This window comes from Nocardia sp. NBC_01730 (assembly GCF_035920445.1).
In the GTDB taxonomy this organism is placed as follows: Bacteria; Actinomycetota; Actinomycetes; order Mycobacteriales; family Mycobacteriaceae; genus Nocardia.
Window position 1 is genome coordinate 1,550,702 of record NZ_CP109162.1, and the last position, 17,857, is coordinate 1,568,558.

Here is a 17,857-nt window from a genome sequence, read left to right on the forward strand (position 1 = left end):
CTGTTCGCGTTGCCCGCTCGCGCATGTCGGTGTGTGTTGTCATGACGAGATTTCCTTTGTCCGTATCGTGGCCGGATCGAGCTGCATCCATGCGGCGCCGTCACTGGATGCGAGGGGGTGTGGTTCGCCGGTGAGCAGTGCGACCGCGGCGGCGACTTCCTCGACCGTGGCGCGGATGTAGGTGGTGGTGGCGCCTTCGCTGTGGTTGTCGGTGTGTCCGGCGAATTCTCGGGCGACCGCGTAGCTGAAGGTCCGTTCAACCCATGTCAGGGTGGTGTGACGTAGCCAGTGGATGCTGATGCCGTGGGTGAGCACCCACGGCAGGTGTCGGCCGAGCCGGTTGAACAGGTGGTCGTAGCGGCGGCGGGTGATGGGATGGCCGTTGCGGTATCGCAGTAACTGCTCGTTCGCGGCGCCACCGCGGTCCTCGCTGTGGCGGCACAGCGCACGCATGAGGGTCGGTGACACCGGTTGCCAGCGCTGCGTGTCGCCCTTCTCGCGCAGCAAGATCAGACACTGCAGCGGATCGAGATCCCGCGGACGCAACACGAGCGCCCCAGCGCGGCGGCACGCCGTCTCGGTATGCAGCCGCAGCAATAATGTGTCGAGTTCGGGGTCATTGCCGGTGGTAGCAGCTACCCGGCCGATCTCGGCCAGCAGCGCCGCTGGTAAGGCGCGCCGCGTCGAGGGCAGGGTTCGGGGTTTGTCCAGTTTGGTGGTCGGATTGTCGGCGGGATCGATGAGCTCGTCGTGTTCTGCCCGGCGGTACAGGTAGCGCAGTGCGTCGATGACGTGCTGGACGACCTTGCGCCCGTCGCGCCCGTTGCGGCGTCGCACGCGCGAGGCCTTGATCTTCTCGGCGAGTTGTTCGAGCTGGGCGAGGGTCACCTCATCGATCCGGTGCTCGGGCCACCCGTTTTGCTGGAGGAGCTTGTCCCAGTAGGTCTTGTAGTGATCGCGGGTCCGTCCGGCGGGCATTGCGTCGTGGACGGCTGGGATGAATTCGGCGAAGGTAGGTGCGGGCGGGCGTGGTGGCGGTGTGGTGTGCAGGTCGGCGAGGTTCAGGCCGAGCCCGTCCAAGACCCGCAGCGCCGCCGCGATGTCGGCCGCGCGGGCCGCGCCGGCGCTCACGGCAGGTCTCCGTCGTCGGCACCGGCGAAGCGGCAGGCGGCCATCTCGGCGAGGGCCTCGGGTGGGTAGACGACGAGGATGCCGTGGGTCGGGTCGGCGGCCAGCAGCACCCGGGCGCCGATGACCAGGCCCACCGCGTGGCGGGATTCCGCGGGCAGCCGCAGATGGCCGTGCTTGGTGACACCGACCGTTCCGTAGCCAGGGCGGGAGATGATGATCAGGTCCTCGTGCACGCGCCAGCGCAGCCGATCACCTGGCTTCCAGGCGAGCACATCGAGTAGTGCCCGGTCCATCACCCGCCCATTCGTATCGATGGGGCGTATCGAGTAGAAGCCGGTCTGTTCGTGGCGCTCACGAATCCGCGGCAGCGGCAGACCGGAACCCGACTGCCCCGCGGGGAACCGACCGGTGGTGCCGGGAACGAGAAGCGGGATGACCGGCGCGAGTGTGTTCTCAGTCACACGAACCACCCCCGCAGGCGGAAAACCGCAGGTCAGCGAGGATGGGAAAGAGGTGGGTGTCAGGGCATTGCCCTGACACGCGGATTGGGTAAATTCGCCCTGTTTTTGTGTCCGGAGGGGGACTTGAACCCCCACGCCCGTTAAAGGGCACTAGCACCTCAAGCTAGCGCGTCTGCCATTCCGCCACCCGGACCGGTGGTGCTCAGCAAGATTATCGGATCACTCCGCGTGGACCAAATCGCGCCTGGACCTGGGGATACTCGGGATGGCTTCGGCGCGGCGGCGCCGCGCGGACCGTGCGGCCGAAGGGGGTTCGGGCGCACGGCTCGCGGTGGTGGTCAGTGGAGTTCTTCGAAGGTGCGTTCGAAGGCGAGGGCGCCGTGGCCGTCGGATACCTGGCGGTCGAGGAGAGATTTGAGGGGAGCTACGAAGTCGACGGTGACGCCCGCGTCGCGGCTGGCGCGGTTGATCGCATCGAGTGCGGATTTGTGGAAGGCGATGGATTGGACGGGGTCGGCGTAGCTGCTGGCGTCGATGACGCCGCCCTGGTACGGAAGCGATTGGGTCATCGCGGCTACCCATGCGGCGGCCCGTTCGCCGAACTCGGCGGCCGAGACGCCGACCGAATGCATCATGGCCGCGCCGTGCAAGAAGCCGCCGAACATCGCATACATGGCCGCGAGCAGGGCGAAGTCGTAGGTTGACGCGAATCCCGCGTCGTCACCGAAGTACTCTGCGGCAGCGAGCAATTCGAGGGTCTCGCGGTGGGCGTCGAAGACTTCCCGTGAGCCGCTGTAGAGGATCGAGGCGCCCGGCTGGCCGATCATGGACGGCACTGCCATGATTCCGCCGTCGAGGTAGGCGCTGCCGTGCTCGGCGGCCCATGCCGCGAGTTCACGAGCCTCGCCGGGAGCGGTGCTGGTCAAATTGATCAGCTGCCGTCCGGCCAGCCGGTCGGCCACCGGGTCCAGGGTGGCGTGCACCGACGCGTGGTCGAGCAGGATCGTGACAATCGGTCCTCCCGCGCGGATTGCTTCGTCGACGGTGGCAGCACCGACGGCTCCGGCGGCGACGAGGTCGGCGTCTTTGCCGGGCGTGCGGTTCCATACCGTCGTCGGCAGACCCGCCTTCAGGAAGGTTGCGGCCAGCGCTTGGCCCATCGCGCCCAGCCCTAGGATGGCCACCGGGGTGCTCGTAATCTCCGCCATTGCGGTTCAACTCCTTGGAAGGTCGAAAACGTCGTGGTCAGCGCGCTGGAACCCAAGATTGCCCGGTACCCGGCGGACCGGCAAGTACCTACTATTTTGTCTGGTACTTACGAAACGGTGTGTAAGCAGGTAGAGAGGTCGGACGATGGGCGCGAAGCGATCCGGGCCATATTTCTGTGGCATCGACGCCGCGATGGATGTAGTCGGCGGCAAGTGGAAGGCGCTGATTCTGTGGGAGCTGGCCACCCATAGCTTCCGGCGCTTCGGCGAATTGCGCAGGGGCCTGCCGGGCGTCTCGGAGAAGATGCTGATTCAGCAGCTGCGCGAGCTGGAGGAGGACGGGATCGTGAGCCGGGTCGTCTATCGTGAGGTGCCGCCCCGGGTCGAATACCGCCTCACCGCCCTCGGGGTCACACTCAACGCCGCTCTGGAACCATTGGGCGCTTGGGGTCGCGACCGCATACATCGAATCGGCGCGGCGCGTGTGCACCAGTCGGACTGACTCGCCTATCGCTGCGCGCCCGAACAATTGTCGGTGCGGCTGTGATCACGTTCAGCGGTGACGAACCGGCGGGCGGCGGGCCACCATCGGGCGATGTGGGGAAGTTCCGGCCTGGGCGAATGCCGACGAGATTGCCGTCGCCGGATCACCAGATTCGACGGCCCGACCCGGGATTCGACCAGCAGGGATCAGGGGAGGCACCGATTACGATCACGATGATGCGGATACGCCCGGAGCCTCGAGCGGGCTGATTACCCACCTCAGCCGAGTGCGCGCGGATCTGGCACGGCGGGAGTACGCACCGCGGCTCGTCCGTCAGGTGGTAGGAAGGGGGACGTGTCCGCAACTGGCGAAGGAATCGATCCGAACAGAAGCTCACGCGCGGTGTCGGAAGTGGTGGATCTGGTCAGCACGCTGATCCGCTTCGACACCTCCAACACCGGCGATCTGGCTACCACCAAGGGCGAGTGTGAGTGCGCGCAGTGGGTGGCCGATCAGCTCAATCAGGCGGGGTATACCACCGAGTACGTGGAATCCGGGGCGCCGGGGCGCGGCAACGTGTTCGTGCGGCTCGAAGGTGCCGATCCCACCCGGGGTGCGCTGCTGATCCACGGGCACTTGGACGTGGTGCCCGCCGAGGCCTCCGACTGGAGCGTGCACCCGTTCTCGGGCGCGGTGCGCGACGGCTACGTGTGGGGTCGCGGCGCGATCGACATGAAGGACATGGTCGGGATGATGCTGGCACTGGCCCGCCAGTTCAAGCTCGAGGGCACGGTGCCCCCGCGTGATCTGGTGTTCGCGTTCCTGGCCGACGAGGAGAACGGCGGCAAGTGGGGTGCGCAGTGGCTGGTGGACAACCGGCCCGACCTGTTCGAGGGCATCACCGAGGCGGTCGGGGAGGTCGGCGGGTTCTCGCTGACTGTCCCGCGCCCCGACGGCACCGAACGCAGGCTGTATCTGGTGGAGACGGCCGAGAAGGGTCTGGGTTGGATGCGGTTGCGCGCCAAGGCCCGCGCCGGTCACGGCTCGTTCCTGCACGAGGACAACGCGGTGACCATTTTGTCGGCCGCGGTGGCGCGACTGGGCAAACACACCTTCCCGCTGGTGCTTTCGGATTCGGTGGCCGAGTTCCTTGCCGCCGTCGCCGAGGAGACCGGCTTGGAGTTCGACCCGTCCAGTCCCGACATCGAGGGTCAGCTGGCCAAGCTGGGCACCATCTCCCGCATCATCGGCGCGACGCTGCGCGACGTCGCGAATCCGACCATGCTGCAGGCGGGCTACAAGGCCAACGTGATCCCGCAGACCGCCGAGGCCGTGGTCGACTGTCGCGTGCTCCCTGGACGGCAGGCGGCGTTCGAGCGTGAGGTGGACGAACTGATCGGCCCAGATGTCGAACGCGAGTGGATCACCAAACTCGATTCCTACGAGACGACCTTCGATGGGCACCTGGTCGACGCGATGAACGACGCGGTGTTGGCCCACGACCCATGTGGCCGCACCGTGCCTTACATGCTGTCCGGTGGCACGGACGCAAAAGCGTTCGCCCGCTTGGGGATTCGCTGCTTCGGTTTCGCGCCGCTGCAGCTGCCGCCGGAGTTGGACTTCACCGCCCTGTTCCATGGCGTCGACGAGCGGGTTCCGGTGGAGGCTCTCGAATTCGGCACCCGGGTGCTCGAACACTTCCTACTGCACAGCTGAACCGATCCGAAAAGAGGTTCCATGACCTACAACCCGTATGACGCACTTCCTCGGCTAGCGTCCTTCACCCTCACCTCCGACGATGTCACCGACGGGCGGCCACTGGGCAATGACCAGGTCAGCGGCGTGTTCGGCGCGGGGGGCAAGGACATCTCGCCGCAGTTGTCCTGGTCTGGGTTCCCTGCGGAGACCAAGAGCTTCGCGGTCACGGTGTTCGACCCCGACGCTCCCACCGCATCCGGGTTCTGGCACTGGGTAGTCGCCGACATCCCGGCTGGCGTGACCTCGCTGCCCAGCGGCGCGGGCAGCGGTGAGGAGGGCGGAGCCCTTCCGACCGGGGCGATCACACTGCGCAACGACGGCGGATTCCACGGCTTCGTCGGCGCCGCGCCCCCGCCCGGTCACGGCCCGCACCGCTACTTCGTAGTCGTGCACGCGGTAGACGTCGACAGTCTCGGTATCGATGAGAGCGCCACGCCCGCCTACCTCGGCTTCAACCTGTACTCGCACACGCTGGCCCGCGCCACCATCATCGGCACCTACGAGCAGAAGTAGAACACGAGACGGCTGTGGCCCGGAGCCGAAATGCTCAGGGCCACAGTGCTTTCTCCGTGCAGTCGCCCATCCGCATGCCGCTGCCACTCGAGTTGGTCGCCTTTCATGGCAGGGGTTACACAGGCGGGACGAACCTCCCAGAGATGGGGACAGGTTGGGGCGGGAGGCGTTTCGCGGGATATGGATATCCTCTGCCTGTTGTCGCGGCTCCAGAGAAGGCCCAGAGGAGGACTGATGGGTTCCGAACGTACCGTCCGCGAGGTGGTGGACATGATCGTCGAACTCGGTCTTGTCGACCGGTCCACACCCGGGGAGACCTTTGAGCCGGACGTACTCGACGAGCCGCTGAGCTACTACGGCCACACGGCTCAGGAGGCCGTGCTCAGTCTGCTCAGCGAACTGGAGATCCGATACTCGTTCGATTACAAAACGTTTCGCGGCATCGACGAGGCCGACGACGACGAACGGCTGGAACGGTATCAGGCAGAGTTGCAGTCGATCGCCTCCTGCACCCGAGGCACGGTGACTATCACCAACGTGCGACTGGTCGAGAACGATGCGGAATGGGAGCTCCGGTTCGACTGTAACGGTGAGACGGAGTCGTGGCCGGCATATCCCGGGGATGAGGACGAGGCTTTCGAAGCCGGGCTCGTCTTCGCCACGCACCTCGCCGGGATCCCTGAGAACTCTACCCAGCGCTTTTGTGACGTGGATCCCGGGGACGAGGACGTGAACGGGGAAGCCGTCTTCGGCGACCCCGAGGCGCTCAATCGGCTGGGCGCGCATTTCGGGCTCACCTTCACGCCGTAGCCGATCGAGACCGGCGGAAAGAAGAGGTGAGCGGCCGACCAGTACCGGCGGACCGGACAATTGCGTCTGATCAGGCGGATAGCGCAGCGGCAGTTGGTGCTGGTGCCCTGACCGACCGGAGACGACACGCTACTGAACGGCGGCCCACGCGGGTTGCCTGATGGACTGATGAGGGAACGAACTTGAATATCCGCACGGAAACAGCCTTGGTGCTGTTCTTCTCCGGACTCATCTTCTTGTGGGCACTGGTTCTCGGTGTGTGGAAATGGCAGGCGATGGCCAACTCGCCGGACGGCTTGGCACACCCCTACGTCGACATCGCCCATCGAGCCGCATTGCTATACGCGTTCGCGACCGGGCTGATCGCGTTATTCGTCGAACTGTCCGGCTGGCCGTCTGCGGTGAACTTCTTCGCGGCTGCGACGATAGTCCTGCTGTTCGTGGTGACGATCGCGAACTATATCCGGCTCGGATTGCGGCGTGAGACCGACAATCAAATGCGCAACCCGCCGCCCGTGTTGCGTTTCGTGCTAGCCGCTCTGATCGTCGGCGAGATCGGAGGCTTCAGTGTCCTACTCGTCGGCTTCACCGTGGCGCAGCTGTAGTACGTCGACCTCATGGACATTTCCTTGTATGCCGTCTGCTGACCACTGGCCCGCGCCACCCGGAAGGGCCGGAGGATGACTCGATGAGTTCCGAACGCACCGCCCGCCACTGCGGCGGGGTCCCGAGTAGCCGAGTCGAGTGGGTCCGATCGGCTCGAACCAGGAACCCGAAAGACCGAACCAACTGTTGCTTCCGTCCTGCCGGTGGGCTGATCGAGGATCAGCGCCTGGACCGGCCCGTCGTTCCCATGGACGGTGAACACGCTGGTGGACACAGGCTCGAGCGGATCGTTACTTTCGCAAACATGAGTCGATGGGACACGGCCACGGTAGATCGTTACCTGGTCAGTGCACAAGGTCATCTTCGATGAGCGACAAACCGGTCGGGGACCAGAGCGTCACGGGGCGCGCCGAGGGTGGTCGTGGAACGGCGGCGAAGCTCGCAGAGCTCGATGAGCTCGCAGTCAGGTCGCAATGTCCCGGGCCGCCGCGGGCGATTGCCAGGCAACGCTCGCGCGGCAAGAAGACCGCCCGGGAACGCATCGCACTGCTCCTCGATCCGGGTTCTTTCGTCGAACTCGACGCGTTCGCGAGGAACCATTCCACTGATTTGAATGTGGGTGACCACGTGTACGGCGACGGTGTCGTCATCGGCCACGGCACGGTGAACGGTAGGCCGACGGCGGTGTTCGCCCAGGACTTCACCGTCTTGGGTGGCACGCTCGGGAAGGTGCACGGCGAGAAGATCTGCAAGATTCTCGATCTGGCCGCCAAGGCGGGCTGTCCGGTGGTGGGTATCAACGACGGAGCCGGCGGGCGCATCCAGGAAGGGGTCGTTGCGCAGGCGCTCTACGGCGAGATCTTTTTCCGGAACGTTCGCATGTCCGGCGTCGTTCCGCAGATCTCGATCATCATGGGCCCATGTGCTGGGGGTGCGGCGTATTCGCCAGCGCTCACCGATTTTGTCGTGATGGTGGACAAGACCTCCCATATGTTCGTTACCGGTCCCGACGTACTGGCTGTCGCCATGGGCGAGCGCGTGGGGCTGGAAGAACTCGGCAGCGCGCGAGTGCACAACTCCCGCTCCGGCAACGCGCACCACCTTGCCTTGGACGAGGAAGACGCGATCGCGTATGTCCGGGATCTGCTGGCCTACCTGCCCGCCAGCAATAACGACCTCCCGCCGGTCTACGCCGCTGGGAAGGATCCGGACGGGGCCGTGCTGGACGCACTGGTCCCCGAGTCTGTGAACACGCCGTATGACATGTACGTGGTGGTGAACGCCATCGTGGACGACGGGGACTTCCTCGAAGTACAGCAACTATTTGCGCCCAACATCATCTGCGGCCTGGGCAGCATCAGCGGGTATACGGTCGGGATCGTGGCGAATCAGCCACTGAAATCCGCCGGGTGCCTGGACATCGATGCGTCGGAAAAGGCCGCGAGATTTGTCCGAACATGCGACGCCTTCAATATTCCGATAGTGACACTCGTCGACGTGCCAGGGTTTCTCCCTGGTTCCGATCAGGAATGGAATGGCATCATCCGGCGCGGTGCGAAACTGCTGTACGCGTATGCGGAGGCTACCGTGCCGAAGATCACGACGATAATCCGTAAGGCCTACGGCGGCGCATACGTCGTCATGGGCTCGAAGCACCTACACGCGGATGTCTGCTTTGCCTGGCCGACGGCCGAGATCGCCGTGATGGGCGCGGAGGCCGCCAGCAACATTCTGCACCGCGACCACATTGCTGCCGCAGCGGATCCGGAAAGTCTCCGCCGCAGGCTGATCACCGAATACGACCAAACCCACTGCACGCCTTACCGGGCCGCCGAACGCGGATACGTCGACGCGGTGATCGCCCCCTCCGAAACACGGCCCAATATTGCCGCCGCACTGCGCATCATGAATGACAAGCGAGAGCCATCGCCTCCGAAGCGGCACGGAAACATCCCGCTGTAAAAATCCCCCGTTGCGCCGACACGAGCCGGAGCGGTTGTTGGAAAGGAAAGACCGATGGTGATCGGTGAAATCTCGCACTTGCTCATGGACGACACGCGTCGACTGGACGAGCATATCGCTGTCGTCGGGATGGCCTGCCGAATGCCGGGAGAGGTCGATTCGGCGGATGACCTGTGGCGGCTTCTGATCGAGAAACGGGATCCGGTCCGCGAGGGCCCCTTCGACCGATGGGATGTGGACGCGTTCTACGACCCCGACCGAGAGGCGCCGGGTCGTTCCAACACTCGCTGGGCGGCCACACTGGACGACATCACCGGTTTCGACGCCGCCTTCTTCGGCATATCACCCGCGGAGGCGGCCTCGATGGACCCCCAGCATCGGCTCCTGCTGGAGGTTTCCTGGGAGGCTCTCGAGCATGCCGGCATCCCGCCACGCGATGTGATGGGAACCCAGGGCGGTGTCTTCGTCGGGATCTGGAGCCAGGACAATTCCGTGCGTCTCGGCACGCATTACCAGAACATCGATGCCTACGCCGCGACTATCGGGAACGTGCACAGTACGGCGGCCGGACGGGTCTCCTACGTGCTCGGATTGCACGGACCCTGTGTCGCCATCGACACAGCCTGCTCGTCATCACTGGTCGCGACCCATCTGGCCGTTCAGAGCTTGCGGACCGGCGAGTCCGACTTCGCGCTGGCCGGCGGTGTGAACGTCATGCTGAGCCCGGAGTTCATGCTCTCCGGGACCCGGTGGGGGATGTTCTCGGCCACCGGGCGCTGTCATGCCTTCGACGCCCGCGCAGACGGCCTGGTGCGAAGTGAAGGCGTCGGAATTGTCGTGCTCAAGCGGCTTTCGGACGCGCAGCGCGACGGGGACCGGGTGCTGGCGGTCATCCGCGGCTCCGCGATCAACCAGGACGGGCGGTCGCAGGGATTGGTCCATCCGTCCGAGGACGCACAACGCATGGTGTACTCCGCAGCGGTTGCACAGGCGGGCATCGACCCCGGCCTGGTGGGGCTGGTGGAGACCCACGGTCCCGGCACGCCGGTCGGTGACCCGATCGAGTTCCGTGCGCTGTCGCCGGTCTACGGGGAGGGTGTGGGACGATGCGCGCTCGGTTCGGTGAAATCCAATATCGGCCATCTGGAATCGGCCTCAGGGATCGCGGGCTTCATCAAGGCCGTACTCGCTCTCCAGCATGGTGTCATTCCGCCGAATCTGCACTTCCAGCAATGGAACCCGAAGATCTCTCCGGACGGCACTCGTTTCTTCGTGCCGACAGAGCCGACTACATGGCCGGTGGACGGGCCCACCCGTCTGGCGGCGGTGTCATCGTTCGGCTTCAGCGGCACCAACGCTCACATTGTTCTCGAGGACTGCCCGGACCGACCGGCTGCGGCGCAAATCCCGGCCGTGACCGCGCCGCGCCCGGTCCTGGTACCGCTGTCGGCAACGGCGCCGGAGATGCTGAGTGCGGCCGCTGCACGGCTTTCTCGCTGGCTGACCGACACGCGCGGCCGGGTTGAACTCGGCGATGTAGTGCATACGCTCGCGGTCCGGCGCTCACATCACCGGGCGCGGATAGGCGTGGTCGCCGAGTCTGTGGATGAGCTCGTCCAAGGACTCGACCGGATCGCCGCAGGTGGCGATGAGGATGATTCGCTCGGCGGCACGGTACGCGATGCGGCGAGCGCGGGTGCGGTCTGGGTGTTCTCCGGACAGGGCTCGCAGTGGGCCGGCATGGGCCGCCGCTTGCTCGAGGAAGAGCCGGTGTTCGCCGCCACGATCGCTGAACTGGAGCCGCTGATCGTCGCCGAGGCGGGCTTCTCGGTGACCGACACGCTGCGCGACTCGACGGTAGTCACTCGGATCGACCGTATCCAGGTCTGCCTGTTTGCCACTCAGGTTGCGCTGGCCGCAGTCTGGCGATCACTCGGCGTGCGGCCCGGGGCAGTGCTCGGCCATTCGATGGGGGAGGTGTCGGCCGCGGTGGTCTGTGGTGCGCTGTCGATAGCGGACGGTGTCCGAGTCAGTTGCCGCCGTGCGGCTGCGCTGATCCCGCTGGCCGGTACCGGGGCGATGGCGTCGGTGGACCTTCCCCATCAGCAGGTCGAGGAAGAACTGCGTCAAGTGAACGATGTCACGGTCGCCGTGATCTCATCCCCCACTGGCACTGTGGTTGCGGGCGGTCCCGAGCCGGTACGGCACATTGTCGAGCGCTGGCAGAACCGCGGGCTGACGGCCCGGTTCGTCGCCTCCGATGTGGCGGCGCACGGGCCGCACCTGGATCCCCACGCGCCCCTGCTGATCGGTGCGCTCTCCGATATCCGCCCGCAATGTCCCACGGTCTCCGATATCCGCCCGCAATGTCCCACGGTGCCGTTCTACTCCACTGTCACCGACGATCCCCGACAAACGGTCCTCTTCGACGGTGCTTACTGGGCGGACAACCTCCGCAGACCGGTCCGGTTTGCCGACGCGGTCCGGGCCGCCGCCGAGGACGGCCATGTCGTGTTCCTCGAGATCTCGGTCCATCCCATCGTCGGCCACGCGATGCGAGAAACGCTCCAGGACATTGATCGCGACGCGGTGGTCGCGCACACCGTCCGGCGCGACAACGACGATCTGCGCACGATCACGGGCCAGTTGGCCCGCCTCTATGTCGCGGGCGTTCCCATCGACTTCGCCCGGCGCCACACGGTCGGAACGCTCGTCGATGCCCCGGCGACCACGTGGAATCGGACCCGCCATTGGGTCGACTTGCCGCTGCCGCACCCCGCGCGTCAAATCGTGGCGCAGGTTCGGCCTCCGCTACTCGGCATGCACACTGCCGTGCCCGAGCCCGGCCGCAGACATCTCTGGCAGGTCGATATCGGGACACAGGCACAGAGATGGCTCGCCGAGCACCGAGTAGAGGGCGTCACAGTACTTCCCGGAGCGGCGTATTGCGAGACCGCGCTGGCTGCGGGGATCGAGTTCTTCGACTGCGACGTAGCGCAGGTCCTGCTGTCCGATATGCGTTTTGTCCAGCTGCTGCCGTTGGAGGAACACACGACGCTGTACACCTCTCTCACTCCACGCAGCGAAGACACCGCTGTCGTCGAGATGCTCAGCAAGGGCGACGGCGACGACGAGTGGATCGTCCACGCGACCGCTGAATTGCGGTATCTGCCGCAGGACGCTCCTCCCGAGCCGGTCGACCCGACCTCCTTGAAGGCGTCGTATAACGAGCGAATCGACGTCGAGAGCCGCTACGCGGAACTACGCGCCGACGGTTACCATCACGGCCCAGCCTTCGCCGCAGTCGAGACCCTGCGACGGTCGGCTGACGAGGGGATGCTCGCGCGGGTCAGCGTGCCACCCGCGGCCCGTGCGCTCGCCGGGCCGGTCAGCTTGCATCCAGTCCTGCTCGACGGATGTCTGCAGACGCTCCTCATCGCGGCGATAACCGCGACGGGCAGCGCCGGGAACCGGTTGCTTTTCCCCGTCGGCGTGGGATCAATGCGTGTCTTCTCGACCAGCCCGACCGCGGCGTACTGCCAGACGGCACTCGTGTCGACGGCGGCGGACGGAGCAACGGGAATCCTGCGGTTGCTGGCAGACGACGGCGCAGTGGTGGCCGAAGCCACCGATGTACGGTTCGCGCCGATGCAGCGGCAACGGCCCACCTCCCAGCATGAGCGACTGTTCCACGAGGTCCGGTGGACGTCCTTGCCGCTGGAATGGTCGGGCACGGCTCGCGGGAGCTGGCTCGTACTCGGCGACGACGCCGATCCGCTGTCGGCAGCTCTGCACACCGAACTGGCCGCGTCGGAGGTGACTGCCACACTGCTCAGCGCCGAAGGTCCACGCGAGTCGTGGCCCATGGCGGCAATGACGGAGGCGTTGGCATCGGCAACGGACGTCGTCTTCCTCCCGGCCCCGTCGGTGTCGGCGGAATCGGAGATCCCGGACCTCAGCCGTAGCGCGGTCATGCGCATGGTCGATCTGGCCAGACTACTGTCGGAGTCCGAGACCGGCGTGCCCCGGCTGTGGATCGTCACTCAGGGCGCTCACACCATTACCGCAGATGAAGTGCCTGCCCTGGTGCACGGCGGGTTGCGCGGCGTCGCCCGCGTGGCAATGTGCGAATATCCCGGCCTGCGCACGACCCTGGTCGACGTGGAACCCGGCATCGGCTCGGTGCGCGATCTCGTCGCCGAGTTCTTCGCCGACGGCCCCGACGACGAAATCGCCTGGTGGAGCGGCCGGAGGTGGGCGGCCCGGCTGGTGAACAACCGCATCAGCGACGGGACCTGGCAAACCCGGCCGCGGCGAACCCTGCGGTACGGCCAGGACCGCATCTCCCTCGATATCGCCCGCCCCGGAGACCTGGACACGATCGGCCCGGTCGCCCGGACGCGCCGCGAGCCTGCATACGGGGAGATCGAGATCCAGACGACGGCGATAGGGCTGAACTTCGCAGACGTCATGCACATGCTCGACATGTTCCCCGACCTGCACGGTACCTCCGGCAGGCTCGGCCTGGAATGCTGCGGCGTCATTACCGCCATCGGTCCCGGCGTCGACCACCTGCGGGTTGGTGACCGCGTGATGGCGTTCTACGACGGCACCGCCGACACGTTCGTCACGTTGCCGGCCGAACTGGTCGTTCCGGCGCCCGACGAGATGACAGACGTCCAGTCCGCCGGCGTGCCTGCTGCTCACCTGACCGCCTGGTACGCGCTCACGAGAGTTGCCCGCCTCACCGCAGGCGAACGGATCCTCATCCATGCAGGAACCGGGGGTGTCGGTCTGGCCGCGATCGCGATCGCCCGGGCTCTCGGCGCGGAGGTTTTCGCCACGGCAGGCAGCGACCGAAAGCGCGCTTACCTCCGCGACCTCGGCGTGCAGCATGTGATGGACTCCAGATCATCGGATTTCGCCGCCCAGACTCTCGCCACTACCGGCGGCGAAGGCGTCGACGTGGTATTGAATTCGCTGTCCGGACCGTTGCTGTTCGCGGGCCTGGACGTCCTGAACCTGGGCGGGCGGTTCATCGAGATCGGCAAGCGCGATATCTACGCCAACGCCAAGCTGGGTCTGTTGGCGCTGCGCCGCAACATCACGGTAGCCGCCGTGGATCTGGCCGTTCTCGGCCGCGAACGCCGTCCGCTGATCCACGAACTGCTGCAGGAACTGCGGGACGAGTTCACCGCAGGCCGGCTGGACCCGCCTGCCTGCACCCAGTTCCCGTTCACCGAGGCAGCGACAGCGCTGCGGCACATGGCCGCCGCCAAACACATCGGTAAGTTGATTCTGACCGTGCCGCAGCACGGCGAAATCGACGTGGCACTTCCCTCCGGCGCGAGGCCGATCGTGCGCCACGGCGGGAGCTACATCATCACCGGTGGACTCGGCGGTCTCGGCCTGGAAATCGCCCGCTGGCTCGCCGACCACGGTGCGGGCAGGATCGTGCTCAACGGCAGGTCGGCACCGTCTGACACCGCCGCTGCCGCACTTGCCGAAATCCGCGCAACCGGTACCCGGATCGACCTCATCCACGGTGACATCGCCGAATCCGGTGTGGCCGAGAGGCTCGTCGCGGCGGCGACCGCCGACCGAGCGGCGCTTTCCGGAGTGCTGCACGCCGCGACCGTCCTCGATGACGGTGCCCTGGCCGGTCTGAACGTCCGCCGCCTCGACCGCGTGTGGCGGCCGAAAGTGACCGGCGCCTGGCGGCTGCACGAGGCGACCGCCGGCCACGCCCTCGACTGGTTCGTGTTGTTCTCCTCGGTAGCATCGCTACTCGGCAGTCCAGGACAGGGCAACTACGCCGCGGCCAACGACTGGCTCGACTCCTTCGCCCGATGGCGACGGGGACGCGGACTGCCCGCCTTGGCGATCAACTGGGGCGTCTGGGGTGAGGCCGGCCGGGCCACCCAGCTGGGCCGCCACGGATACTCCGCGTTCACCACCGCCGAAGGCCTGCATTCCCTGGAAGAACTGATCGATCACGAGCGAACGAACGCTGGCGTGCTCATCTACGACCCCGAACACTGGTTTCACGCTGCCCCTGCCGCAGCCGAATCCGCCTTCTTCGCCGATATGCCGATCACGTCGGCGACCGAGTCCGTCGGCGTCGACAACAGTTCCGGCGTCAACGCCCGGCTTCGGGCGGCAGCGCTCGATGAGCGCGGCAAGCTCGCCCTGAACTACCTCGGCGGGTGCATGCAGGCGATCCTCGGGCTGAGCACCGCATCGATCGACTCGAGCACACTGCTGTCCGACCTCGGGTTCGACTCGCTCACCGCCCTACAACTGCGCAATCGCCTCGAGACCGACCTACATGTGAAGATTCCCGCCACCATCGTGTGGACCCACCCCAGTGCGGGCGAACTGGTCGGCTATCTCCTGAAACGTCTCGACTTGGAGACCCGAACGGCCCACGACCAGCAGGCCCAAGCCGCCCCCTCCACCACCCGCGCCGTAAGTGGACGCTGGTTCCGCACATTCGCTCCGCGGCTCGACGCGGCGATACGTCTCTATTGCTTTCCGCATGCCGGGGGTTCGGCATCAACCTATCTGCCCTGGAGCGACCTGCTCCCCGAGCACATCGAGTTGCACGCTATCCAGTTGCCCGGACGCGAAGACCGCACGGAAGAAGAACCGCGAAGCGACCTGTTCGCACTGGCCGAAGAACTGTCGTCCATCATCGCCGCGGATCCTGACCCGCGCCCGTTCGCATTCTTCGGGCACTCCGGCGGGAGCCTGCTTGCCTTCGAGACCGCCCGCGCACTCTCGCGCGGCCACCGCACGAGCCCGGTGACGCTCGGGCTCTCGGCGATGCCGGCACCCGATGGCCCGGCAATGGACGAGCTTTCAGAACTCCTCTTCCGTACCCCCAGTCCCGAGGCGCTGGAGGCACTGGCCTTCATCCCACCGGAGATCCGGCAGGAAAAAGCCATGCTCGAACGCGCAACACAGGCGCTGAACTACGACTACACCATGTACCGGGGCTATCGATACACGACAGATTCGACTCCGCTCGACTGCCCCCTCGTCCTGTTCGCCGGCGACGACGACCCGCTGTGCAAGCCCGAGCACCTGGAGGGATGGGGTCGACAGGCGACCGGTTCCGTGACGACGCACGTCTACCCCGGAGATCACTTCTACCTCCGAAACCACCTCCCCGAACTCATCGAGCAGCTCGCGAAAATGTTCGAGCAGTAAGGAGATTGCGCCCGGTTCGTCCGCGACCGGTCGAATCCATCGACGACCCACCGAGCCCGGGCAATGCCGTCGCGTCAACGAGTCCGACCAAAGTGGCGGCCTGCCCCGATGCGATTGCCGTCGTCGGGCCGGATCATCGACCCGGCCGACGACGCGTGGCCGGGTCGCTATCGGCTTGATAGCGCCGCAGCCCTTCGTCGGACACGCGCGTACTTCGCGAGGCTTCGCACCGACCTCTGACCGACAACTTCGTCAATACCGGCGTCGACTCCGTCCTCCGCTGCATGCGTCAGCCGGGAGTGGCGACGATCGGTGTCTACGGGGGTCCCGGTAGCACTGACGAATTTTCGGTCGGATATAGCTGCGACTTGCGGTGATGTCGAGGTGTAGGTCCTGGTTCGTGGGCTGGTGATCGCTGCCGCTACGTTCTGATCCGGTTTGTACGGGTCGAACGTTGGGTGGTTGGTGTCTGCTCGTCCAGCGCGAGGTATACCCCCAGCGGAAGACCCGGCAGGTCCACCTCCAGCACCGTGTCCAGGGCAGGTGATCCGATAACGCTGCCGCGGGAGCGGGGTTTGTGACGGATCTTGTGAGCCATCACCACATTTCAGAGGCACACCCGCGCTGTTCTGCCAGCAGTGAACACCGGCCCCGGCCGGCCTCGACGATCACTACAGTCCAGTCTCATGACGACGGTTACAACGCGCACGGTCGAGTACCCGGCCGACGGCCTGACGATGATCGGGCACCTCGCGCTCCCGGCCGGTGTCGACCGCCGGCCCGCGGTCCTGGTCGGACCAGAGGGTATGGGGCTCAGCGACGTCGAGCGCCGCCGGGCCGATTCTCTCGCCGAGCTGGGATACGTAGCGCTGGCCTTCGACGTCCACGGCGGGCGCTATTTGGGCGACCCCGAGGAGATGCTGGCCCGTTGCATGCCGCTACTCGCCGACCCCGACCGGATGCGGGGCATCGGCCACGCGGCGCTCGACGTGTTGCGCGCCGAACCGCGGACCGACCCTGACCGGATCGCCGCCGTCGGCTACGGCACCGGGGGCGCAATCGTGCTGGAACTCGGGCGCGACGGTGTCGACCTGCGCGCGATCGGGACAGTCAACGCACTGACCACGGGCCGACCGGGCGAGGCGGCGCGCATTCGCTGCCCGGTGTGGGCGGGGGTGGGGTCGGAAGACCCGATCATGCCGCCCGCGCAACGGGACGCGTTCACCGCCGAGATGCAGGCCGCGGGCGTCGACTGGCGCCTCGTGGTCTACGGCGGTGCCTTGCACGCCTTCCACCACCCGCCGGTCGACCACCCCGCGGTCCCCGGCGTCGGCTACCACCCACGGCACGCGCAGCGAGCCTGGCGCGACGTCGTCGACCTGCTCGCCGAGTGTCTGCCCGTAACGGAGTGACCTGGTCGGCAACCGCGATTCCGGGCCGCGAACCAGGCCGGTCGAGGGCCACCGGCTCCGGTTTGTGGGACATCACCGCAGCTCAGAGAAACTGTGACGAAGGTGCTCTGCGAGGGCGTTCCCACTCGGCGGCGGGAACCGGATCCGCCCGATGCACCGCGCAGTGCTCTGGCTCGGCGCACCAGCGACCACACCACGAACAGGTGAAAACCCGCAGAGTCCACACCTAGGCGTTCGCCGCAGACCTGACTGCGCGGATCGACCGTCTGCCCGGGGTGGCCTGGGCGGGCCTCGACGCCG

At 66.3% G+C, this 17,857-nt stretch carries 11 protein-coding genes and 1 tRNA gene; 8 read left to right on the forward strand and 4 right to left on the reverse strand.

The features are described from left to right. Nucleotides 1-39: 39 nt before the first annotated feature. The 4 genes from OHB12_RS06165 to OHB12_RS06180 form a co-directional block, all read right to left on the reverse strand. Entirely contained in the window at nt 40-1,131 is a 1,092-nt protein-coding gene (locus OHB12_RS06165; RefSeq protein WP_327116966.1) for a tyrosine-type recombinase/integrase, read from the reverse strand. Then, a complete protein-coding gene (locus OHB12_RS06170) occupies nt 1,128-1,592 on the reverse strand; it encodes a hypothetical protein (RefSeq protein ID WP_327116968.1) in 465 nt (154 codons plus the stop codon). The genes OHB12_RS06165 and OHB12_RS06170 overlap by 4 nt, the downstream gene beginning before the upstream one ends. A 108-nt stretch (nt 1,593-1,700) precedes the next feature. Then, nucleotides 1,701-1,785, reverse strand: a tRNA-Leu gene (locus tag OHB12_RS06175). A 145-nt stretch (nt 1,786-1,930) separates the two neighbouring features. Then, nucleotides 1,931-2,800 carry an NAD(P)-dependent oxidoreductase gene (locus tag OHB12_RS06180; protein ID WP_327116970.1) on the reverse strand — a complete coding sequence of 290 codons (870 nt, stop codon included), beginning with the start codon at nt 2,798-2,800 and terminating at the stop codon, nt 1,931-1,933. 145 nt (nt 2,801-2,945) lie between these two features. On the opposite strand from OHB12_RS06180, the gene OHB12_RS06185 reads away from it, so the two are divergent. From OHB12_RS06185 to OHB12_RS06220, 8 genes are all read left to right on the forward strand, one after another. Continuing rightward, complete coding sequence (locus tag OHB12_RS06185; RefSeq protein WP_327116972.1) at nt 2,946-3,302, forward strand: winged helix-turn-helix transcriptional regulator; 357 nt, start codon at nt 2,946-2,948, stop codon at nt 3,300-3,302. Nucleotides 3,303-3,638: 336 nt separating this feature from the next. Next, nucleotides 3,639-5,000, forward strand: coding sequence for a M20/M25/M40 family metallo-hydrolase (locus tag OHB12_RS06190; RefSeq protein ID WP_327116974.1), 1,362 nt, complete (start codon nt 3,639-3,641; stop codon nt 4,998-5,000). Between the two features lie 21 nt (nt 5,001-5,021). Then, nucleotides 5,022-5,555: a YbhB/YbcL family Raf kinase inhibitor-like protein gene (locus OHB12_RS06195; protein ID WP_327116976.1), complete on the forward strand. Its 534-nt coding sequence runs from the start codon at nt 5,022-5,024 to the stop codon at nt 5,553-5,555. Nucleotides 5,556-5,789: 234 nt separating this feature from the next. Next, entirely contained in the window at nt 5,790-6,365 is a 576-nt protein-coding gene (locus OHB12_RS06200; RefSeq protein WP_327116978.1) for a hypothetical protein, read from the forward strand. Between the two features lie 188 nt (nt 6,366-6,553). After that, the gene (locus OHB12_RS06205; protein WP_327120930.1) at nt 6,554-6,970 is read left to right on the forward strand and encodes a hypothetical protein; all 417 of its coding nucleotides are present in this window, start codon (nt 6,554-6,556) and stop codon (nt 6,968-6,970) included. A 367-nt stretch (nt 6,971-7,337) separates the two neighbouring features. Next, entirely contained in the window at nt 7,338-8,933 is a 1,596-nt protein-coding gene (locus OHB12_RS06210; RefSeq protein ID WP_327116980.1) for an acyl-CoA carboxylase subunit beta, read from the forward strand. 54 nt (nt 8,934-8,987) lie between these two features. Beyond that, entirely contained in the window at nt 8,988-16,145 is a 7,158-nt protein-coding gene (locus OHB12_RS06215; protein ID WP_327116982.1) for an SDR family NAD(P)-dependent oxidoreductase, read from the forward strand. A gap of 686 nt (nt 16,146-16,831) precedes the next feature. Further along, nucleotides 16,832-17,557: a dienelactone hydrolase family protein gene (locus tag OHB12_RS06220; RefSeq protein ID WP_327116984.1), complete on the forward strand. Its 726-nt coding sequence runs from the start codon at nt 16,832-16,834 to the stop codon at nt 17,555-17,557. Nucleotides 17,558-17,857: the final 300 nt, after the last annotated feature.